Genomic DNA, 19,838 nt, shown 5'->3' with positions numbered 1-19,838 from the left:
GTCGGCTCAGCGGACTCGGTCATAGACGAGAGCCAACGTGCCGTGCTCGCCCGCGGCCTGGCTGACCAGCGCCCACCGCCCCGTGGGCAGGCCGTCGTCGAACAGGCGCGGCCCGCCGCCGAGGAAGACCGGAAAGATCGTGAGCGCCAGCCGGTCGACCTTGTCGGCCGTCAGCAGCGCCTTGATGACGCTCGCGCTGTTGAGTACGAGGATGTCGCCGCCCTCGGTGGCCTTGAGGTCCGTGACCACCTCTGCGGCCGGCTTGTCGACGATCGTCGTCCGCTCCCACGGCGCCTGGCCGAGAGTGGAGGAGAGCACCACCTTGTCGGTGTCGAGGAGCCACTTCGCGAAGCCCTCGTCGCGCGGGTCGGCACCTTCCAGGCCGATGACGGTCGGCCAGAAACCGAGGAACCCCTCGGCGTTGACCCGCCCGAGCAGAGCCGTCGTCGCCTGCTCCCGCAGGCTGGTCATGTGGTCGCGGGCGACATCGGTGTGGGCGTACGGCATCACCCAGCCATTGTCCTCGGGGTCGCGCGGCCCGGCGTAGTGGCCGTCGAGGGAGAGGCTCATGTTGATGACGACCCTGCGGCCGGAGGACTGCTCTGTCACTTCGTGCTCCCTGTGTCGGTGTCGTGGGTGTCGTACGAGTCCGGGGCGAGGACCGCCGCGAGTTTGTCCAGGCTCTGGCCGAAGCCGATCTCGATGCCTGCGATGAAGTCCGCGGAGTCGACGGTGCTGTCGGTGATCCGCCAATGGACGTCGAGGTCCGTGCCGGTGTCGGTGGGCCGGAGACCGAGGTCGACATGGGCGGTGAAGGCGAGACTGCCATCGGGAAGCAGCGGGGAGAGCCGGTAGGCGAGGCACTCACCGGGGCGTACGTCCTCGACGACTCCCTCGGCGCGCCCGGCGACCGGGTCGCAGCCGTCGGCGTCCTCGGCATCGCGGTACTCCTGGACGATCCGCCCACCCGGTCGCGCCTCGAAGACGAGCTCGGAGACGCGGAGGTCGTCAGGCGTCCACCATCGAGCGAGAAGCGAGGGCTCGGTCAGGTGGTGCCAGACAAGCTCGGGGCGTCCCGCCAGCGACCGGAGGAACCTGAACGAACGACCGTCGGCCCACCCCGACTCCTGCGCGGCGAGCCGCTCTGCGCGGAGGCTGAGCCCGTAGCGGTCGTAGGTCGCGCGCGGACCACCGGCCTCGTCCGCGGTGTCGGCGAGCCGGCTGAGCTCAGCCGCCAGATCCCGCAGGGCAGCGGTCCGGAGTGCGTAGATGCGGCGCTGGCCGGTGCGCTGCGAGGTGACGACACCGGCACGCTCAAGGGTCTGCAGGTGCTTGGTCGTCTGCGGCTGGCGCGCCTCGGCGAGTTGGGCGAGGACTCCGACCGAGCGGGGTCGATCGGCCAGCAGGCTCACGAGTCGCCAGCGGGCCGGGTCGGCCAGTGCGGTGAGGAGTTCGTCCATGCGGACAAGTATTCCCCGTCAAGAATATTCGCGTCAAGGAATAATTGAACTCACCAGTCGACGTGTTCGTCGATCCATGCGGCCAAGGCGTCTTCGTCGTCCCGGTCTACGGGTACAGCTCGCCGAAGAACGGGAAGTGCCGGACGTCCGACTCTCCGAACGGGCTGCCGCCGTCGCTGCACAGCACGTGTTCGTGCCCGGTGCGGAAGGAGTCACAGACCAGTTCGTGTTCCCAGTCCCATCCGCGTTGCTGTAGCTCCGCGTCGAGGGCGTCGAAGTCGTCGGGTATGTGCGGCGCGGTGGGCAGGGCGACGAGCTCGGTGACGGCATGAGGGGTCAACGGCCGGTGGGCGAGGGCAGGTACGGGTGTCGGCATGTGGACCACTCTGGAAGCGGCCGACGCTGCCGAAACCGGGGTCCCTGCTCAACCTCTGTGGAGCGCGGCCGCAAAGCAGTCCACCGCGGCGTGTCGGGCGATATGCCTGGCTGAATCCCTTGGGCCTGCTGCGGTGTGCCTGGGTTCATCGTGAAGGAGTGCGGATGGGCCCGCGCGGCGATCTCCGGGACCACCCCGCTGAACCGGGGCATGCTCGTCCATACTCGATGCCACCGCATGCCCGAGGATCCGCCCGCACCAGCCGACCGCCGGCCAGCCCGGGGCCGGTGCCCGGGACGGTGGACGGCATCGCCGACCCGCTCTCGGTCCTCGGCGCCTCGACGATGTGCCCCAGCCGTCCCGGCAGAGTCGACCTGCCTTCATATGTCGCGTCCCGGTGAGCTGAACCCCGAGCGCGTACAGGGGCGCCCCGTCGGCGGCACCTTGCAGGCATTCGCCGCCCGGGCGACGGTGATCACCGGCTCGCGCGCGCCGACTCTCCATCCCTCCATACGCATACGAACTCTGGTGCTGCTCCACGCAGTCCGTGAAGGAAGGTTGATCGAGCAGTTGGTCGACTACTGTGCTGGAACATGAACATGAACGTGGACGGATGGTTGGCAGACACCCGGAGCTCCTACGACACGGTCGCGGTCAGCTATGCCGACCAACTGCGCGAGGCCCTGGCAGGGGAGCCGTACCTTCGCGCGGCACTGGCGGTGTTCGCCGACATGGTTCACGCAGCCGGCGGCGGGCCAGTGGCGGATGTGGGTTGCGGACCAGGGCACGTCACCGCCCATCTGCAGGAGTCGGGCGTCGATGCATTCGGTATCGACCTGTCTCCCGTGATGATCGACGTGGCTCGGCGTGACCATCCCGACCTGCGGTTCGAGGTGGGATCGATGACGGATCTCAACCTCGCCGACGCGTCGGTCACCGCCCTGCTCGCCTTCTGGTCGTTGATCCACGTTCCTGACGACGAGATCCCTACGGTCCTCGGGCATTTCCGGCGGGTGTTGCGCCCCGGCGGACCGCTGCTGCTCGGCTTTCACATCGGCGACGAGTCGAAACTGAAGACGCAGGGCTATGGCGGCCACCCGATGAAGGTCTATGTCCACCGCCGCCGGCCCGCCCAAATGGAAGCCTGGCTGTGCGACGCCGGATTCACTGTCGAGGCCCAATTGCTCCTGGACCTCGACGAGCGCCTTGCAGGAGCAGTCCTTTTTGCGCGCCGCCAGCTCTAGTTCCGTAGTTCCGTCGGCAACCCGGTTGCTCCAGGACCCGCAAGCCCGCCGTGGGCGTCACCTGCGGCGGGCCGAGATCCGAAGCGGGCCGATGCGCCTTGTCTGTGCCGGGAAGACGGTTCCTTCACGAGGTGGTGAGGGACCCCTTCTCCGGCAGGTCGTCGAAACCGAGGCAGCGCAGGCCCAGTTCGGTGGCCTGACCGAGCAGCCACTCGATCCGGTCCGGGGTGATGTAGTTGTGGCTGTGGGTGTCGGCGATCGCATGCGCGATGGGTGCGAACGCCTCGCCGCGTTCCGCCCGCCGTGCAGCACGTACTGCCGGAGATGCGCGCCCGGGGCGATGGCACGCTGCTGCTGACCACGGGCTTTTCCTCGACGATCCCGGCCCCCTGCCTGGCCAACGCCGGCATGGCCATGGCCGGGCTGCGGAACTGGGCACGCGCTCTGCACACCGAACTTGGGCCGGAAGGGGTCTACGTCGGCACGGTGACCATCGCCTCCGGCATTGTCCCCGGTGGCGGTGAGGCCGACCCCGACGCCATCGGGGCCCGGTACTACACCATGTATCAGCAGCGGGACCGTGCCGAGGAAATCATCGGCGACCCGGACGCCTTCGAAGCCCTGGTCGACCAGCGATTCCGCGTGGCACCGGACATTGCGGGCTCTGCCGACGCGACCCCGTAGCGACGTCGCCTTCCGGCAGCCCGCGGCGACGGCGCAGAAACCGCCCGGGCTCCTGCGCCGTCTACGGTCACCTCCAATGACCCGGTTGCTCGGCCTGCTCGTCGCTTCGCGGCAGACGGCTCAGAGCAAGCCCCAGAAGAATCACCGTGTACGCACACAGCACACCGACCCCGGCCCACCACGGAAGCGGGAAGTATCCGGCGGAGGGCGCGTAGTGGGCGACGATCTGCGGGTATTCGACGAGGGTCTGCTGGGCGGCGAACCCGGCGGCCGGAGTGACCCGCAACAGCCACTGCGAAAGGCCGTCGGTCAGCAGCGGGACGGAGGTCACAACGTACGGGACGGCGATCGCCAGGACGGCGACGAGAATCGCGAGCCAGGCGCGCCGAATCAGGGCGCCGAGCGCGAGCGCGAGCACCGCGGCGAGGGCGAGCACGGCGGCCGTACCGATGACGACCCGCACTCCGGTGAGCGCGGACACCCCGATGACGGTGGCCCCGTTCTCCATCAGGATCGCCCTGCCGACCGGGACCACGATGCCCACGGCGAGGAGACCGGTCACGAACGTGACGGCTCCGACGACGACCGCCTTCGCCGCGAGCGCCCGACGGGTGACCGGCGCGCCGCGCGCGGACTCGCGGCGGTACTCGGAGGTGACGAACCGCACGGCGACCACGAGCACGATGAGCAGCCCGAGGGCCAGGCCGCCGAGGGAGCGCTCCACCGGGCGGCCGCCGTCCTCGGTACCTCCCGGCCCGATGTCGCCGATGCCGGTGACGGTGATCGTGCCGTTCTTCTCCACCGCCCCGGATGCCTTGTGGTACTTCTCCCAGTCGGTCCGGTTCATCTCGCCGACGGCGTCGCCGCTCCAACCCCCGGCAGAGGCCGCGCCGTTGAGAACGACGTTGTCGAAGACACCGCCGGCCTGGGTGAAGCGCACCTCTTCCGTCGCACCGCCGAGGCCCATGGGCCGCAGTGTCAGGTCGCCGGGAGAGGCGGCGAACAGGCCGACCTGCACGGTCCTGGGCAGCCCGGCCGGCTGCGCCGTGCCGACCTTCGCCCACCTCTCGCCGTCGGCGGACTCGTAGCCGGTGATGATGCCGCCCGACCGCGTCAGCCGCAGCCAGCGCGGCGACTCGGCCGAGACTCCACCGTCGCTGCCTGCGGTGTCATGACGGTAGTCGTACTGCATCCGCACGCCATGGCTGCCGGTGAGCATCAACGCCGCGTAGGAGGATCCCTGGCGGATACCGTCCTTGATGATGATCCCGGCCTTCGCCCACGGCACCAGGCCCGGGACGATCCGGTCATGGTCTGGCGGGGGATAGGTGATCGTGCCCGTCATGGACGTCATGCGGACCGTGATGCTGCCGTTCTCGCCCAGGCCGCGATGCAGGAAGTAGAACTGGTCGTTGACGAGGGAGCCGTCCGGCCCGGTCGGTTCGGCCGGGCACGGGCCGTCGCAGGACGTGTGGTTGCCGAACGCAGGGAGCAGACCGAGGGCGACGACGACCAGAGCCGCAACCGCCATCGCGATCAGCCGACCCGGACGCCGGAACCTGGTCCACTCCTGCCGGAGTAGTTCGTTGGTCGTGAGCATGGTCCCGGTTCTACGGATCGGGCCATAACGTGGTCCGAACCGTCTCTGTCATGTCGCTGTTAGGTGCGGTGGGGCAACCTGGGTCCGTGTCCGGCCGGAACCGAGGAGGATGAGGAGCATGGGCAAGCTACGGAGCGGGACCGTCGGGCGGCGATTCACGATCCTGTACGCGGCGGGGTTCCTCGCGTCCGGAATCGTGCTGCTCGCCCTGACCTACCTGATGTCGGGTGGCCGGGTGACCAGCGTCGCTCCTGAACAGCCCCCGACCGGCGGCCAGTTCGACCTCGCCGCCGCCGAGCAGCAGATCCGGGATCTTGAGAGGCAGCTCTCGGACGTACATGCGCAGCAGAGCCACCAACTGCTGGTCGGCTCGCTGATCGCACTGGTGGTGATGGCGGGCGTCTCACTCCTGCTCGGCCGCATCCTCGCCGGCCGAGTCCTGCGCCCGCTGCGGCTGATCACCGCGGCGACACGGCGGATCTCCGCGGAGAACCTGCATCAGCGGCTCGCCGTGGCCGGACCCGTCGACGAGGTCAAGGAGCTCGCCGACACGGTCGACGGTCTGCTGGAACGCCTCGAAGCCTCATTCGTCGCGCAGCGCCGGTTCGTCGGCAACGCCTCGCACGAGCTGCGTACGCCGCTGGCGACGATGCGGGCGTCGCTGGATGTTGCCGTCGCCAAACCGGAGCCAGCCGCGCAGACCGTCGCGCTCGCAGGCCGGCTGCGGACCGAGCTCGACCGGGTGAATCACCTGCTGGACGGCTTCCTCGTCCTTGCCCGGGCCCAACACGGCACCCTCGCCGACCGGACCCTCGTGTCGCTGGGCGAGCTGGCGCGGGAGGCGTTGACCGCCCGGGCCGCCGACATTGCCGCGAAGACGCTGACCGTGGACGACGAGGTGCGGCCGGACGCCTGGACGCCGGGCAGCCCAGCGCTGCTGTCCCGGATGGTGGAGAACATGGTCGACAACGCGATCGTGCACAACCAGGAGAGCGGCTGGATCCGGATCTCCACCGAACACGACGACACCGAGGCACGCCTTGTCGTCGAGACCGGCGGGCGCGTCCTCGACCAGGCCCAGGTGGACCGGCTGACGCAGCCGTTCGAGCGGCTCGGCGCCGACCGGACCGGGTCGGAGGGGAGCTCTGGCCTGGGACTGTCGATCGTCGCAGCGATCGTCGCGGCGCACGGCGGTCGCCTCGCCCTCCTGGCCCGGCCGGAGGGCGGCCTGTGCGTCGGGGCGGCACTGCCGTCGGCGGGCGGTTCCGGAAGGGCGACACGGTGAGGGTTCTGGTCGTGGAGGACGCGCGGTCGCTCGCCGAGGTCGTCGCCGAGGGACTGCGGGATCAGGGGATGGCCGTCGACATCGCGCACGACGGTCTGGCCGCCGCCGCCAAGCTCGACCTGAACACGTACGACGTGGTGCTCCTCGACCGCGACCTGCCCGGCATCCACGGCGACACGCTCTGCCAGATGATCACCGAGCGGGACGATCGCGCGATGGTGCTGATGCTCACTGCTGCCGGAGCGCCCGGCGACCGGGTCAGCGGTCTCACCCTCGGCGCCGACGACTACCTCGCCAAGCCCTTCCACTTCCCGGAGCTGATCCTGCGCATCCGGTCCCTGGCCCGCCGCAGGCCGGACGCCCGGGCCCGCACACTGCGCACCGCCGGCCTCGAACTCGACCCGGTACGCCGAACCGCCCTCCGCGACGGCCGTCCGCTGGAGCTGTCCGTCAAGGAGTTCGCCGTCCTGGAGGCGCTGCTGCGTGCCGCCCCGGGCTTCCTGAGCACCGAGAACCTCCTGGAACAGGTGTGGGACGAGAACGCAGACCCGTTCACCAACACGGTGACCGTCACCATCGGCCGGTTGCGCCGCAAGCTGGGCACCCCGCCGGTCATCACGACGACGCCCGGGGTGGGCTATCGCGTCGCCGATACTCCGACCGCCTGACACAATTTCCGTAGAACTGCAGGAAACCACCGTTGTAGATGTCCGCTTCCAGTCGCGACGCTCGCGGATCGTCTCCTTCTTCGACCGCCTTCCCGGCCACGTCCCACCGCCGCGCGGGCACAGAGCGGGGGAACTGCCGCCGTGGCGACGGCGTCCTGCTGCCAGGATGGGCGTCGCCGGAGTGTGGCGGCGGGCGACGGAAGGCGGCGAGCGACAGCACGGCCGGTCGGCGGCGATCCGGTCGATGGGCAGCGGAGGTGTCGCCGCAGCGCAGGCCGGCCAGGAACCGCAGGGCAGAGCCGGACACAGCAACACCGGAAGGGTAGGGCGAACTGGTCGATGGCTCTCACAGCCGCCGCACGCGCAGTACAGCGGTCAGCATCGGGAGGGCGAACTCGCCGTCGGCGGTCTCCGGCCTGCTCGCGAGGAACGCGCGGATCCGGCCGAGCGTGGCCTCACGTTCCTGTTCCGGCATGACCAGCACCCCCGCGCGCGTCGCGAGGGTCGCGACGAGGGAGTCGGCGGTGCGGCGCAGCCCGTGCGGGAACTCGGCCTGCTCCGGCGAACGGAACCGGGCAGCCACGCCGGTCTTTGGAAGGTGCATGCCGGCCGTCTCGGCGCGCCAGCTGGTGGGCGTGTCACGCGGGCCGATGGCCGCGCTCCCGCTGACCTGCGCGAGCCCGGCAACCCAGTCGACCTGGTCGTCCATGACGTTCCACAGGCCGGCCAGGATGCCGCCGGGTGCGAGGACCCTGGCGATCTCGGGTCCCGCGACGGCCATGTCGAACCAGTGCATGGCGTTGCCGGCCAGCACGACATCGACGGACGCGTCCGGTAGCGGTATCGCCTCGGCGCTACCCGGCAGGGCACGAACAGTCGGCAGTGCGCGGCGCAGCTCGGTCAGCATCGCCGGGTCGGGCTCGACCGCGATGACGTCGACGCCCAGCGCGACCAGAGTGGCGGTCAGCTTGCCGGTTCCGGCGCCGAGGTCGAGCACTCGCAGGCCCGGCGCGGGCTCAAGCGCCCAGCGCACCGCGGCCTGTGCGTAGTCCGGGCGGTGTTCGGCGTATGCGGCCGCTGCTGTGCCGAACGATGAGCTGTGAAGTAACCATTCGTCCTTTTCCACGCGGTTACCCTAACTGCGACCGTAACCATGCCGCCATCTTCGTACGCAACGGCCGGCTCCCAATTCTTCGGACAACGGGTGTCGTCTGCGTGGCCCTGCTGCGAGAACAGCGAGGTTGCGCCGTTGCGAAGAACGGTGAATCCAGCAGTGCCTGCCAGTGTTTGCCTTTGCGGCGCCGACATGACCGTCCTCGCAGCCGGGAACCGTGTCGTGGCCGGCTGCGGGCCGTTTCGCCACACCGTCACTGTCCGGCCGAAGAGTGGTCCGGACCACCAGCTCCGCTACGACATCCTCGTGGTCACGGCCGGGGCGGTGACCCGCACCTTCCCGATAGCCGGGCTCAGCGACGAGGCGCTCGGCCTGAAACATGTCGAGGAGGCCGTCGCCATCCGCGACCGGCTGCTCACCTCGTTCGACCGCGCGGCGTCGCTGCCGCGCGGCCCCGAACGCTGCAGGCTCCTCACCGTCACCTTCGTGGGCGGTGGATTCTCCGGCGTCGAGAGGTTCGGTGAATTGCTGTACCTGGCGACCGCGTTGCTCAAGCACTACCCCGAACTCGCCGAGGACGAGCTGCGGTTCCATCTGGTCGAGGCGCGGGGCCGGATCCTGCCCGAGGTCGGCGACCGACCTGGCGCGTGGGTGGTGCGGGCGCTGCGAAAGCGCGGAGCGCACGTGCACCTGAACACCCAACTCGTCTCCGTCGAACACGGCCGTGTCGTGCTGTCGAACGGGGAGGAGTTCGACTCGGGTCTCTTCGTGTGGACCGCGGGCAACGCGTCGAACCCCCATCGTGCACAATCACACGGACCTGCCCGTAGGCGAACGGGGTCTGCTGGTCCGCGGGCCGACCTCCGCATCGGGCGGAGACCGAAGCGGTGGCGGACGTGTGGGCCGCAGGCGACGACGCGTCCGTACCCGACCTCGCAGCGCGGCGTCCCGGCGCGCACACGGTTTCCAACGCCCAGCACGCGGTGCGACAGGGCAAGCGCCTGGCGAAGAACATCCTGGCGACGCTGCGGGGGCGGGCGGCCAAGAGCTACGTCCACCACAACCTGGGAGTGGTGGCCACGTTGGGTTTGGGCCGCGGCATCGTCCAGTACCGGCGCCTGGTCATCAAGGGCTTCCCCGCCTGGCTCATGCACCGCGGCTACCACGTGCTTGCCGTACCGACGTGGGAACGCAAGGTCCGGGTGCTCGCGGTCTGGATCACCGCCGCTCTCTACGGTAGGGACGTCGTCTCCCCGGCTTCGGTGCAGCACCCGCGCGATGCCTCCCGCGCCGCAGTGAGCAGTCCGCGGACGTGCCTGTTCAGGCGGGCCATCAGGAGCGACGATGAGCGAAGGCTCCACACTGAGCGCACGGAGGCACATCTCGCAGCACGTGTGCCCCCGTACGATATGACGCCGCAGGGGGAAGGGGGTGATCGTCAGAGAGGCTACGCGGCGCGGTACAGGCCGCGGCCCGCGCGCCGGATCCGGGACGTGCCGACCAAGCGGTCGAGTGTGCTTCGGACGGCGTTGATGCTGCCACTGTCACTGTCGCGGCCGAGCGCCGCCGCGACATCACGCGCGCGTACGTCGACGTCGCCGACTGCAGCGAAGTAGTCCAGGATCTGTTCGGTCAGCTTGCCGTACTTCTTCTGCCCGCCGGCCTCGTCGGAAGACTCCGGCGCAGGGCCGTGCTCCTCAGGCACGGCCGTGGATTCAGGATCCCGGGTGGCGCGTCCGCTTCTGGCCGCGGCGTCGGCTGGATCCACGGCCGGCGAATCCGGCAGCTGTTCCACGTGTGCGACAGCCCTGGGTGCGGTGCCGGAAGACGCCGCCCCGGAGGGGGACATCAGGGCCTGAAAGGCGCCGAGAGCCCGCTGGACGGAGTGGAGATGGGCGATGACGGCAGCCAGCTCGCGCTCCAGGGCCTGCTTCTGGACCTTCAGACGGGCCAGATCCTCCTGGAGGCTCTCAGTGGTGACCTCGATGTCGTGTGCCGCATGGGTTACGGAGACCATGTGTTCCTCTCGTCCTCAACCCTTGTGGTCGCGTCCACGCCCGGCCTTCTTTTCGAAATGTCGCCCGGCTCCACTACAGATACCACCCCCATCATACGTAGGAACACTCTTGCGTTGATGGGAGACCAGGTCGACACCACATGGTGCTTCACGGTGCTTCACGCCAGGACAGGGCCTCGCAAGGGTGCCGTGGCCGCCTGCGTCCGCTATTCGAAGACACAGCCCGGATTGGAGGCGTCCTGGGAGAAGGGGGCACCGTGCGGCAGAACGTAGAGGACCTCGAGAACGACATCGGTGGTGCCGCGGTTCTGACCGATGTGCACGTGGTCGGCGCCCGACGGCTCCTGGAGAGAGCTTCCCTCGGGGTACACACCGTCCGAGGCGCAGGTGGCATCGAAGTGGCTCAGGGTTCCCTGCCTGACATAGCCGTACAGCGTGCCGTCGTGGTAGTGCCACCCCGTTCCCTGACCGGGCGGAATGGTGATCTTGCGCAGTGTGTAGTCACGGTCGCCGATGGTGGTCCGGGCGATGGTCTTCCCGGTGACTCCGGGGCCGCCCGGGGTCGCGTGGGCTGCGCCGGCAGGGGAGCAGAGGGCGGCGAGCAAGACACTGATCGCTCCCAGACGTGACAGGTTGCGCATGACGGTCCCTTCAGGGGGATGGGTGCATGGATGTGGCTGCCCGGTTGTCGCCAGCGGCGTGACAGGCCCCGGAGAGACGCAGCGCGCCGTCCCATCGAATGTCCACTGGATAACGTGCTAGGGCTGAACAGTGTTCCCTGCTCGTAGGGTAATGCAGAGATAGTGTTCGACAGTGTTTTTTGCCTCGTACGGCGGCAGAGCGCACGCCCGCTCCCCTCGGGTAGGCGCGCTCTCCGCTTCCGCCGCCCTCGTACCGGCGGGGCCGCCGAGCGCGGTCTCGTACCGGGGGCGTGAGTTGAGGAACGCGGCGATCTTGCTCGGGTTGAGCACCCACATGACCCGGTGAATGCCTTCGCTCGAAGCCGCGATCGTCATGAAGGTCGAGGGTCTGCTTGCGGGCCCGGCTCACGATCTTTCGGACGTTGACGACAGTCAGTTGGAGCATCTCCGCGATATCGGCACAGGCGTAGTCGAATGCTTCCTTCAGGACGTACGCGGCCCGTTCCGCGGGAGTCAGCTTCTCCAGGACGAGAAGGAGCGCGAGTTCCAGTGCTTCGGTCCGCTGGACGCCCACCTCCGGGTCACTGCTCGTGTCCACGGGTTCGGGCAGCCATGGGCCGATGTAGGTCTCGCGCCGCACATGGGCGGACTGGGCCACGTTGATCGCCAGTCGGGTGGTGGTGCTCGACAGAAAGGCCACGGGGCTGACCACGGCCGTTCGATCGGTCTTCTGCCAGCGCAACCACGCTTCCTGCACCACTTCCTCGGCCTCGACCGCGCTTCCCAGTACCCGGTGACATCACGGCGGCTGTGCTGCAGCGTCTCGGTTGCCGGTGCCCTGTTCGGCATCGTGCGGAAGCCGACGTGCCTGCGGCGGCGCGGACACCGCTTGGTGTCACACAGACGTCAACCGTCCGGTCTCATCTGCCAGAGACCGTGACCTGGCTCATCGAGGCAGCGGGGTGCGACACCGAACCCAGGGCTCGGCGTCGCACAGCTCCGGCCCACGACCAGGCCGACCCGTGCAAAATCCACCTTGCCGCGCAGGCTCCCCTCGGAAGGAGCAACAGTCTCCCGGCGCTGGCACAGACCGACGAGGCGAAAGCCGTGTGCCGCCTTCTCTGCGGGTGACTGTGTGGCGCGAGGCGAGTGAAGACCACTTCGTGCAGCTCAGCGACGTGTGTTCGACACTGTCGTGTGCAACACGTGTGGCACCACCACCGTGCCACCCAGAGCTGAGCACGTGGAAGTTCGTGTCCTCCTAGATTGATGCCAGAACACGGTCAAGCGCTGCCCGGCCCGCGGGTCCCCATGTCGGCTTGCCGCCGGGCAGGCCCCGATCCCCGGCCTGGCCGATGAGGATGAGGACGAGGCTCTTCAGGGCAGCCAACCCTCGTGCGCGACGGATCATCGCCTCATCCACGTGCGCGTACGCGTCGAAGAACCGTGCAGCCGCCCCCGCGGGAAGGAGCACCCACGCAGCCGCGAGATCGACCGCCGGATCGCCTGCGCACATGTCACCGAAGTCGATCACGCCCGAGAGCGTCCCGTCCAAGACGACGACATTTGCCGGGTGAAGGTCGCCGTGCAGCCATACCGGCGGGTCCTCCCAATCGGGAGCCGCAAGGGCCTCGTCCCAGACGTCCTGGACATTCCGGAGGTCAGCGGTAACGCTTTCGGGGGCGAGGTTTCCGAGTGTCTTCTCGAAGGCGTCCGTGAGCGTTTTGAGGGGAACGCCGCGATCTGGACTGACCGGTGCCTCGGCGGGCGCCTTCACATGGAGCGCCTTGAGGAAGCCCGCCAATGTGTCGGCCGCGCGGGCGTGGCTGATTGGGGCGCGGTCGGCCGGTTCGCCGGGAACCCATGTCGCGATGGTCCATGGCCGAGGGAAGCGTGTGGAGGGTTCACCGATCCGCATGGGGGTCGGGACCGGTAGTGGAAGGCGTGGGGCCAGGGTGGGCAGCCACCGGTGCTCGTTGCGCAGGAGGGACGGTGCGCGCTCCGTGCGCGGCATGCGCACGGCCAACTCATCCCCGAGACGCCACAGTTGGTTGTCCCAACCGCCGGCCACCTCACGCAGGTCCAATTCTGCAAGGTCCGGATGCTGCTCTCGCACCAGGGAGCGCACCAAGCTGTCGTCGATCTGGAAACTGTCCATGGTCCTACTCAACCATCTATGGCCCTTGGCCACCGATGGTGGAGCACGGGCAAACGCTGGGATTCAGCCGCGTTGGTTCTGAGATCTGGTGAGGTCGCGGTTGGCCGCTCGTGCGGCATCAACGCGTAGCCGGTCAGGTACCGGAGGAAGGGATCGGCGACACAGCCACGTCCGCGGCGCGGTGCTCGGCGCCGACGGCCCGAAGCCGGTGCAGGGTGTCGGACATGGACCGGATCTGCAGGTCGAGCAGGACCAGCGATTCACGCAGCTCGGTGATACGGGCCTGGAGCGAGATGGCCTCCGCAGCCAGAGACTGCACGGTGGCCGCAACGACGAGCGGGGCTTGGGAGATTGAGGTCATCACGCATCCTGTGTCGGCGGGCAGTGGCAAAGGAGGCAGTGGGGCGGAGTGCGTCCGGGAAAGACGCCCGACACGTCCGCCGGTGTTCTCGCGTCAGGCGTCGGCCCGGTCGACCTGGACCGCGGAGATGCCGAGGTTCAGCGACACCTTGTCGCTGACGAGAACGCCTCCCGTCTCCGGCGCCGTATTCCAGGTCAGCCCCCAGGCGGAACGCCGAAGGGTGGCACGCCCCTCGAAACCCACCCGGTTCTGCCCGTAGGCGTCACGGCCGGCACCTCCGAACTCGATATCGATCTCGATGGGCAGCTCGATGTCCTTGATCCTCAAACTCCGGAGCAGACGGAACTCGTCGTCACCGGCCGGGGCGATGCGGGTGGAGCGGAAGGTCAGGGGGAATCTCGACGAGTCGAAGAAGTCGGGCCCCTGGAGGTGGGCATCCCGCTCCTTGATCCCCGTGTCCAGGCTGTCGCTCTGCATACTCACGTGAGCCTCCGACAGCTCGGTCCGGGAGCGGTCGAGTTTGATAAGCCCTTCAAGGAGTCGAACTTTCCGCGCACATTGGAAATCATGGCGTGGCGTACGGAGAAACCGATCGTGCTGTGGGCCGGATCAATGGTGCAGGAGCCGGCCAGATGTTCGTAGGCGCTGACACGGGGATTTGTAGTCTGATTGCCGATTTCGGGCATGGCGCGCCTCCTTCCTCGTGCGATAAATGTCGAATGGGGGCGGAATCCCGTACGGACGGGCCGGAAGATTCTGCCGAGATGTGTTCCGTGGCGCGAAGGGCACGAGCGGCCGGAGCCGGGGTGGTCCTGCCGCCAGGGCCACCCCGGTGAGCTCACGCCTGCTGGGCGAGCCAGTCGCTGAAGCGGGTCCCGGCAATGTGCGCGTCGTCACCGGGCAGGAGCGTGGCCTCCTGCAGTTCGGCACCGAAGTATGTGGCGTGCGGATCGGTCACCACGGTGCGCGGGTCGTTCTTCGCGGCGAGGCCTTTGCGGATGAGCTCGTCCAGCTGGAACGTGTCAGGGCCAGCCGCCTCCACCACGCCGTTGACGGGCGTGCCGACAGCCGTGCGCCCCACGGCGGCGGCCACGTCGTCGGAGTAGATGGGCCGGATCTTGACAGGGGCCAGACGTACGGTGTCGCCGTCGGTCGCTTCGGCGGCGATGCCCTTCATGAACTCGAAGAACTGCGTGGCGTGGACGATGGAGAACGGAATCCCGGACGCCTTGATCAGCTCCTCCTGCGCCTGCTTCGCACGGAAGTACCCGCTCTCCTGAAGGCGCTCGGTGCCGACCACCGACAGGGCGACGTGGTGGGTCACGCCGGCCTCGGCCTCGGCCTCGAGGAGGTTGGTGGTCGAGGTACGGAAGAACTTCATGACGGCGTCGTCCTCGAACGAGGGGGAGTTGGACACGTCGACCACGACCTGGGCGCCCTCGAGGACTTCGGCGAGGCCCTCACCGGTCAGCGTGTTGACGCCGGTGTTGGGCGCGGCCGGCACTGCCCGGTGGCCGTGCTCGCTGAGCTTGGCGACCAGCTTCGAGCCGATGAGTCCGGTACCGCCAATGACTACGACCTTCATGATGGGAATCCTCTCGGGAGATTGTTTGTATGTGCCCGCGCGGCCTGATGGCTGCTGCCGCGTTTCGGCATCGGCGTCTTTCCGTCTGTATCAGGTAAAGACCGGATGGTGCCTGTGTTTGTGACGGCTGTCCGGAAGAATCTCGAAATTCTCTGTTCTCTGTTCGCCGGGCAGGCTCTCAGGCTTCAGCGCACACGCATGCGTAAGCGCCATGCGGGTGAGCGGGAATACGGCGGCCACTCGGGCAGAATTGGTCCGCCGTGCCGTCGGTGAAAGCGGGGGAGAGGGCAGCTACTCGGCGAGCTTGCCGTCGGTGGAGACGTCTTCCATGAGGGAGGCGATCTCGTCCGGGACGGGAGAAAGGGGCTCGCGGGTGATGCCCGCCCCGGGCGACCACACGAGGTTGACCCGCAGCGCCGGGTCGGGTTCCGGATAGTCGCTGCGGTTGTGACAGCCGCGGGTCCCGCGGCGTTCGAGCGCCGCCTCCAGGGTGGCGCGAGCTGCCAGGGCGGCCGCCTTGAGGTCGAAGGCGTGCGCGAGATCCTGGTAGCCGGCGATGTCGGGATGGACCCCGACGCTCTCCATCCGCTTCTCGATCTCCGCGAGCTCCGTCAGTCCGGTCCGCAGACAACGCGCTCGGCGAGCGGTACATGAACCGTTACGACGCGCAGCGTATGGAGCTGTCCACCCGCGACCGGGTGGCCCTCGCCTCGTACACGGAGATCAAGGAAGGCCGCGGAACGTCCAAGGGCGGTGCGACAAGCTGCTCGCCGCGGACGGGCCGGAGAACGTACGCGCGCTGCAGCGCGCCATCCGCAACATGATGACCGAGTACGCCGGTGTCGTACGCGACGAGGAAGTCCTGTCGGCGGCGCCCTCCTCGCACACGTCGGTCGACAGGACTTCGATGTTGGCGTGTGCGCGAGCGGTTTCCTCCAGCGCCTCCTGCCGCCGTCCCACGCCGAGAACGTGCGCCCCCGATGCCGCCAGGGCGATGGCTGTGGCCCGGCCGATGCCCGATCCTGCGCCCGTGACGATGGCGACGCGGTCCGAGAAGTGCAGCGGTGCTGAGCTGGGCATGGTGTTTGTTGTTCGATGCCCGCCGGCCCCGGCAGCGGACGGGCTCGATACCCGAGAGGCCCCTGAACCAGACGCCAGGGACCCCTCGGGCCGGGCCGGAAGCCCGCCTCTTTGCCGCAGGTCGGGGGAGGAGCGACGAGGAGACGGACAGCACGTCCACCGACGTTCCCGGCGGCTCAGCCGAACTGGCCGGGCTGATAGCCCCCAGCGGGCTGCTGGTTGATGACGTTGATGCGGTTGTAGGCGTTGATGACGGCGATGAGGGAGAGCAGCGCGGCCAGCTGGTCCTCGTCGAAGTGCTTGGCGGCGTTCGCCCAGGCTTCGTCGGTGACCCCGCCGGCGGCGTCGGCGATGCGGCTGCCCTGCTCCGCCAGCTCCAGTGCGGCACGTTCGGCGTCGGTGAAGACCGTGGCCTCCCGCCAGGCTGCCACCAGATTGAGGCGCTGGGCGGTCTCGCCCGCGTGGGTGGCGTCCTTGGTGTGCATGTCGGCGCAGAAGCCGCAGCCGTTGATCTGGCTTGCGCGGATCTTCACCAGCTCCTGTGTCGTGTGCGGCAGCGTTGAGTCCGAGACCACCTTGTTGGCCGAATTGATGTGCTTCAGAACCTTGGCCCCGAGCGCATTACCGAAGTAGTTGAGACGCGCATCCATGGTGTTCTCTCCTCGCCGTAGTGCCGATTCACACTATTGACCGGGCTGTCCCGGTTAACTGTGTGACAGGTCAGGGTGTGTGATCCATACCACATGCACCCTCTGTCGGGCCCGCCCCGACTCGCCCGGGCACCACGGAAGTGACACTGTCTGAACACGGTGTGTCTGAATATCATTGCAGTCGGTATGGTCGGGAGCACACCCTCACAACGGATGCCGCATTGTGAACGGAGCCGAGACCGCGACCATGAAGCTGTTGGAGTCGCACACAGACAATCCGCACCGGAAGGGGGCTGTGGTATTCCGGTGCGTTGTCCAGTCTCTGGGTGGGATCTGCGTTGAGGGAGTGGCTGCGTTCGGCTCGGCACTGGCATGGTCGGCGCATGAACGTCGGACTGATAGCGGCCTGCGCAGCCGTGGCAGTCGCAGCGGCCATCACCGGCGGCATCTTGACCACCCGGGCCACCTCGGGGGATCAAGACGACCGACAGAACCCGGCCGCCCATGACGTTCCACGATCACCTTCAACACCTCCGACGGCTGCCATCTGGGCGTCGGGCACGGCCCTTTGGGCGAGGAACCGCAGGTGGAACGCTTCCTCGGCCGCAGCGATGACCCGATCCGGCCGGTGCGGATGCGCCGGGCGCCGGTCAGCCCCGCTGGGATCGGCGGTGCACCCGCAGGAACCACACCGCAACGCCCGCGAAGATGACCGCGCCGGCGGCGCCGGCCACGTGCAGCCCGCTGGTGAACGCGTCGTGCGCAGCGCGCAGCAGGTCGGCCGCGGCCCGGTCGGGAAGCCGGTGCACCGCGTCGACCGCACCGGCCAGCGTCTCCCGGGCTGGGCGCGCCGCGCCCGCGGGCAGACCGGCCGACGTTGCGTCCGCCACCGGGCCGGCCATCCGCTGGTGGTAGAGGCCGCGGCGCCTGCCGCGCCGAGCAGCGCCATGCCCAGCGAAGCGCCGAAGAAGTTGCTGGCCGACGGCCGCCGCGATCGCGGTCGGGCTGGCCGACCAGCAGGGTGGGTAGCGCCAGCAGGGCCAGGCCCAGCCAGGCCCGCCGCCCGGCGCGGTCCACGGCCGGTGCCGTCTCGGTCGTCGTCGTACTCATGGAGCAACCACCTCTGGTGGATCGTCACGGTAGGGTCGGAGCCGCTCGACGGATCTTGACCCGGGCCGGTGGAATCATCTGATCTGCTGAACCCGTCGCCGGTATGTCAAGGACGGCCGGTCCGCGACGACCACCCGATGACGGGGCCCGACCGGGCGCCACGACGGTGAGGAGTTGGACATGAAGTTCCTGCTGATCATGCACATCAACCCGGCCATCATGGAGGAACTGACGGAGGCCGAGCGCCAGGAGATCATGGACGGCCACGGCACATTCATGAAGACGATCCGCGAGTCCGGCGAGATGATCGGCACCGAGGCACTGGCCGACCCGTCACAGAGCTCGGTGGTCCGCGTCCGCGACGGTGTGCCGGTCGTCACCGACGGCCCCTACCTGGAGGCCAAGGAGTTCCTCGGCGGCTACTACCTGGTCGACGTCGAGAACAGGGACCGCGCGCTGGAGCTGGCCGCGATGATCCCGGACGCCCGGTTCAACGGCCTGGGCATCGAGGTCCGCCAGGTGATCTTCTCCGGCGGCCCGACCGCGTGAGCGCCGACCGCGCCACCGTCGAGGGCCTGCTGCGCGCGCTCGCGCCGCAGGCCCTCGGCGCGCTGGTGCGCCGGTACGGGCAGTTCGACCTGAGCGAGGACGCCGTGCAGGAGGCACTGCTCGCCGCGGCGACACGCTGGCCGACCGAGGGCGTCCCGGACAACCCGCACGGATGGCTGACCACGGTCGCCGGCCGCCGCCTGGTCGACCAGATCCGCAGCGAGCAGGCCCGGCGCCGGCGCGAGGACGCGGTGGCCGCCCGGGAGCCGGATCCGACGTCGCCCGGCCCCGGCGAGGACACCCCGGCCGACCGGGACGACACGCTCACCCTGCTGTTCCTGTGCTGCCACCCGGCGCTGAGCCCGGCCTCGCAGGTCGCGCTGACGTTGCGCGCGGTCGGCGGCCTGACCACCGTGGAGATCGCCCGCGCCTACTTCGTACCGGAACCGACCATGGCGGCCCGGATCAGCCGGGCCAAGCAGCGGATCAAGGCCGCGGGCAGCGAGTTCACCATGCCGGTCGGGCAGGACCGGGCGGAACGCCTGCGGGTCGTGCTGCACGTGCTGTACGTGATCTTCAACGAGGGTTACACCGCCAGCTCCGGCGACCGGCTGCGCCGCGACGACCTGGCTGCCGAGGCGATCCGGCTGACCCGCTTGCTGCACCGGCTGCTGCCGGACGACGGCGCGGTGGCCGGCCTGCTGGCCCTGATGCTGCTCACCGACGCCCGCCGGGCCGCCCGCACCGGCCCACACGGCGAGCTGATTCCGCTCGACGAGCAGGACCGCTCGCGCTGGGACCGCGGTCGCATCGCCGAGGGCGTCGCGCTGGTCACCGACGCGATGACCCGATCGACGCTCGGCCCCTACCAGTTGCAGGCCGCCATCGCCGCGCTGCACGACGAGGCGCCCAGCACCGGCGAGACCGACTGGCGCCAGATCAACACGCTGTACAAGATCCTGGAGCGGCTCTCGCCGAACCCGATGGCCAGCCTGAACCGGGCGGTGGCGGTCGCCATGATCGACGGACCGCAGACCGGCCTGGCCCTGCTGGACGAGCTGGCCGCGGATGACCGGATCAACGACCACCACCGGCTGCACGCGGTCCGCGCACACCTGCTGGAGCTGGCCGGCGACCACCCGGCGGCCCGGAAGTACTACCACCGCGCCGCCCACGGCACCACCAGCCTGGCCGAGCGCCGCTACCTGGAAACCCGGGCCGCCCGACTGGTACCACGTCCCGCCACCGGCTGACCC

19 protein-coding genes and 4 pseudogenes are annotated in these 19,838 nt (G+C 69.0%); 7 read left to right on the top strand and 16 right to left on the bottom strand.

Annotation, left to right across the window (positions count from 1 at the left end):
* Positions 1 to 6: 6 nt before the first annotated feature.
* The 3 genes from OG978_RS03705 to OG978_RS03695 form a co-directional block, all read right to left on the bottom strand.
* Positions 7 to 609 carry a dihydrofolate reductase family protein gene (locus OG978_RS03705; protein ID WP_326763770.1) on the bottom strand — a complete coding sequence of 201 codons (603 nt, stop codon included), beginning with the start codon at positions 607 to 609 and terminating at the stop codon, positions 7 to 9.
* The gene (locus tag OG978_RS03700; RefSeq protein WP_326763769.1) at positions 606 to 1,460 is read right to left on the bottom strand and encodes a metalloregulator ArsR/SmtB family transcription factor; all 855 of its coding nucleotides are present in this window, start codon (positions 1,458 to 1,460) and stop codon (positions 606 to 608) included. Before OG978_RS03700 ends, OG978_RS03705 begins: the two co-directional genes overlap by 4 nt.
* A 106-nt stretch (positions 1,461 to 1,566) precedes the next feature.
* Positions 1,567 to 1,836 (bottom strand): hypothetical protein, encoded by a 270-nt coding sequence (locus OG978_RS03695; RefSeq protein WP_326763768.1) that lies wholly within the window; start codon positions 1,834 to 1,836, stop codon positions 1,567 to 1,569.
* Positions 1,837 to 2,435: 599 nt separating this feature from the next.
* Here OG978_RS03695 and OG978_RS03690 point away from each other — a divergent pair.
* Both OG978_RS03690 and OG978_RS03685 read left to right on the top strand, forming a co-directional pair.
* Entirely contained in the window at positions 2,436 to 3,080 is a 645-nt protein-coding gene (locus tag OG978_RS03690) for a class I SAM-dependent methyltransferase (RefSeq protein ID WP_326769924.1), read from the top strand.
* A gap of 273 nt (positions 3,081 to 3,353) precedes the next feature.
* Positions 3,354 to 3,764, top strand: coding sequence for a hypothetical protein (locus OG978_RS03685; protein WP_326763767.1), 411 nt, complete (start codon positions 3,354 to 3,356; stop codon positions 3,762 to 3,764).
* A gap of 67 nt (positions 3,765 to 3,831) precedes the next feature.
* Here the strand turns inward: OG978_RS03685 and OG978_RS03680 are convergent, their stop codons facing one another.
* Complete coding sequence (locus OG978_RS03680; RefSeq protein ID WP_326763766.1) at positions 3,832 to 5,364, bottom strand: hypothetical protein; 1,533 nt, start codon at positions 5,362 to 5,364, stop codon at positions 3,832 to 3,834.
* Positions 5,365 to 5,482: 118 nt separating this feature from the next.
* Between OG978_RS03680 and OG978_RS03675 the strand changes: the two genes are divergently transcribed.
* Positions 5,483 to 6,649: a sensor histidine kinase gene (locus OG978_RS03675; RefSeq protein WP_326763765.1), complete on the top strand. Its 1,167-nt coding sequence runs from the start codon at positions 5,483 to 5,485 to the stop codon at positions 6,647 to 6,649.
* Positions 6,646 to 7,317: a response regulator transcription factor gene (locus OG978_RS03670; protein ID WP_326763764.1), complete on the top strand. Its 672-nt coding sequence runs from the start codon at positions 6,646 to 6,648 to the stop codon at positions 7,315 to 7,317. Before OG978_RS03675 ends, OG978_RS03670 begins: the two co-directional genes overlap by 4 nt.
* A gap of 346 nt (positions 7,318 to 7,663) precedes the next feature.
* Here the strand turns inward: OG978_RS03670 and OG978_RS03665 are convergent, their stop codons facing one another.
* Positions 7,664 to 8,443, bottom strand: coding sequence for a class I SAM-dependent methyltransferase (locus tag OG978_RS03665; RefSeq protein WP_326763763.1), 780 nt, complete (start codon positions 8,441 to 8,443; stop codon positions 7,664 to 7,666).
* A 234-nt stretch (positions 8,444 to 8,677) separates the two neighbouring features.
* Between OG978_RS03665 and OG978_RS03660 the strand changes: the two are divergent.
* A pseudogene (locus tag OG978_RS03660) lies at positions 8,678 to 9,779 on the top strand (NAD(P)/FAD-dependent oxidoreductase); the annotation flags it as partial.
* 99 nt (positions 9,780 to 9,878) lie between these two features.
* Here OG978_RS03660 and OG978_RS03655 read toward each other — a convergent pair.
* From OG978_RS03655 to OG978_RS03600, 11 genes and pseudogenes are all read right to left on the bottom strand, one after another.
* The gene (locus tag OG978_RS03655) at positions 9,879 to 10,448 is read right to left on the bottom strand and encodes a hypothetical protein (protein WP_326763762.1); all 570 of its coding nucleotides are present in this window, start codon (positions 10,446 to 10,448) and stop codon (positions 9,879 to 9,881) included.
* Between the two features lie 206 nt (positions 10,449 to 10,654).
* Entirely contained in the window at positions 10,655 to 11,089 is a 435-nt protein-coding gene (locus OG978_RS03650) for a cupin domain-containing protein (RefSeq protein WP_326763761.1), read from the bottom strand.
* A 10-nt stretch (positions 11,090 to 11,099) separates the two neighbouring features.
* Positions 11,100 to 11,885, bottom strand: a pseudogene (locus tag OG978_RS03645) (sigma factor-like helix-turn-helix DNA-binding protein); the annotation flags it as partial.
* A 465-nt stretch (positions 11,886 to 12,350) separates the two neighbouring features.
* On the bottom strand, positions 12,351 to 13,247 hold the full coding sequence (locus OG978_RS03640) for an aminoglycoside phosphotransferase family protein (RefSeq protein ID WP_326763759.1): 897 nt from the start codon (positions 13,245 to 13,247) through the stop codon (positions 12,351 to 12,353).
* Positions 13,248 to 13,380: 133 nt separating this feature from the next.
* Positions 13,381 to 13,608, bottom strand: a complete 228-nt coding sequence (locus OG978_RS03635; RefSeq protein WP_326763758.1) for a hypothetical protein — start codon at positions 13,606 to 13,608, stop codon at positions 13,381 to 13,383.
* Between the two features lie 93 nt (positions 13,609 to 13,701).
* A pseudogene (locus OG978_RS03630) lies at positions 13,702 to 14,294 on the bottom strand (YceI family protein).
* Between the two features lie 152 nt (positions 14,295 to 14,446).
* Positions 14,447 to 15,193, bottom strand: a complete 747-nt coding sequence (locus tag OG978_RS03625) for an SDR family oxidoreductase (RefSeq protein WP_326763757.1) — start codon at positions 15,191 to 15,193, stop codon at positions 14,447 to 14,449.
* 291 nt (positions 15,194 to 15,484) lie between these two features.
* Positions 15,485 to 15,820: pseudogene (locus OG978_RS03620) on the bottom strand (succinate dehydrogenase); the annotation flags it as partial.
* Positions 15,821 to 15,916: 96 nt separating this feature from the next.
* Positions 15,917 to 16,273 carry an SDR family NAD(P)-dependent oxidoreductase gene (locus OG978_RS48225; protein WP_442817651.1) on the bottom strand — a complete coding sequence of 119 codons (357 nt, stop codon included), beginning with the start codon at positions 16,271 to 16,273 and terminating at the stop codon, positions 15,917 to 15,919.
* A gap of 176 nt (positions 16,274 to 16,449) precedes the next feature.
* A complete protein-coding gene (locus OG978_RS03605; protein WP_326763756.1) occupies positions 16,450 to 16,923 on the bottom strand; it encodes a carboxymuconolactone decarboxylase family protein in 474 nt (157 codons plus the stop codon).
* Between the two features lie 650 nt (positions 16,924 to 17,573).
* Positions 17,574 to 17,825 carry a hypothetical protein gene (locus OG978_RS03600; RefSeq protein ID WP_326763755.1) on the bottom strand — a complete coding sequence of 84 codons (252 nt, stop codon included), beginning with the start codon at positions 17,823 to 17,825 and terminating at the stop codon, positions 17,574 to 17,576.
* Between the two features lie 388 nt (positions 17,826 to 18,213).
* On the opposite strand from OG978_RS03600, the gene OG978_RS03595 reads away from it, so the two are divergent.
* Together OG978_RS03595 and OG978_RS03590 are read left to right on the top strand one after the other, a co-directional pair.
* Positions 18,214 to 18,582 carry a YciI family protein gene (locus OG978_RS03595; RefSeq protein ID WP_326763754.1) on the top strand — a complete coding sequence of 123 codons (369 nt, stop codon included), beginning with the start codon at positions 18,214 to 18,216 and terminating at the stop codon, positions 18,580 to 18,582.
* Positions 18,579 to 19,835 carry an RNA polymerase sigma factor gene (locus OG978_RS03590; RefSeq protein WP_326763753.1) on the top strand — a complete coding sequence of 419 codons (1,257 nt, stop codon included), beginning with the start codon at positions 18,579 to 18,581 and terminating at the stop codon, positions 19,833 to 19,835. Before OG978_RS03595 ends, OG978_RS03590 begins: the two co-directional genes overlap by 4 nt.
* Positions 19,836 to 19,838: the final 3 nt, after the last annotated feature.

This window comes from Streptomyces sp. NBC_01591, assembly GCF_035918155.1.
Taxonomy (GTDB): domain Bacteria; phylum Actinomycetota; class Actinomycetes; order Streptomycetales; family Streptomycetaceae; genus Streptomyces.
This window is presented reverse-complemented; position numbering and strand designations above follow the sequence as displayed.

Coding starts and splice junctions, on each gene's coding strand:
- OG978_RS03680 (WP_326763766.1), bottom strand. CDS start 5,364: ATGCTCACGACCAACGAACTACTCCGGCAGGAGTGGACCAGGTTCCGG.
- OG978_RS03625 (WP_326763757.1), bottom strand. CDS start 15,193: ATGAAGGTCGTAGTCATTGGCGGTACCGGACTCATCGGCTCGAAGCTG.
- OG978_RS03640 (WP_326763759.1), bottom strand. CDS start 13,247: ATGGACAGTTTCCAGATCGACGACAGCTTGGTGCGCTCCCTGGTGCGA.
- OG978_RS03675 (WP_326763765.1), top strand. CDS start 5,483: ATGGGCAAGCTACGGAGCGGGACCGTCGGGCGGCGATTCACGATCCTG.
- OG978_RS03635 (WP_326763758.1), bottom strand. CDS start 13,608: ATGACCTCAATCTCCCAAGCCCCGCTCGTCGTTGCGGCCACCGTGCAG.
- OG978_RS03595 (WP_326763754.1), top strand. CDS start 18,214: ATGAAGTTCCTGCTGATCATGCACATCAACCCGGCCATCATGGAGGAA.
- OG978_RS03690 (WP_326769924.1), top strand. CDS start 2,436: ATGAACGTGGACGGATGGTTGGCAGACACCCGGAGCTCCTACGACACG.
- OG978_RS03605 (WP_326763756.1), bottom strand. CDS start 16,923: ATGGATGCGCGTCTCAACTACTTCGGTAATGCGCTCGGGGCCAAGGTT.
- OG978_RS48225 (WP_442817651.1), bottom strand. CDS start 16,273: ATGCCCAGCTCAGCACCGCTGCACTTCTCGGACCGCGTCGCCATCGTC.
- OG978_RS03700 (WP_326763769.1), bottom strand. CDS start 1,460: ATGGACGAACTCCTCACCGCACTGGCCGACCCGGCCCGCTGGCGACTC.
- OG978_RS03650 (WP_326763761.1), bottom strand. CDS start 11,089: ATGCGCAACCTGTCACGTCTGGGAGCGATCAGTGTCTTGCTCGCCGCC.
- OG978_RS03655 (WP_326763762.1), bottom strand. CDS start 10,448: ATGGTCTCCGTAACCCATGCGGCACACGACATCGAGGTCACCACTGAG.
- OG978_RS03600 (WP_326763755.1), bottom strand. CDS start 17,825: ATGGCCGGCCCGGTGGCGGACGCAACGTCGGCCGGTCTGCCCGCGGGC.
- OG978_RS03695 (WP_326763768.1), bottom strand. CDS start 1,836: ATGCCGACACCCGTACCTGCCCTCGCCCACCGGCCGTTGACCCCTCAT.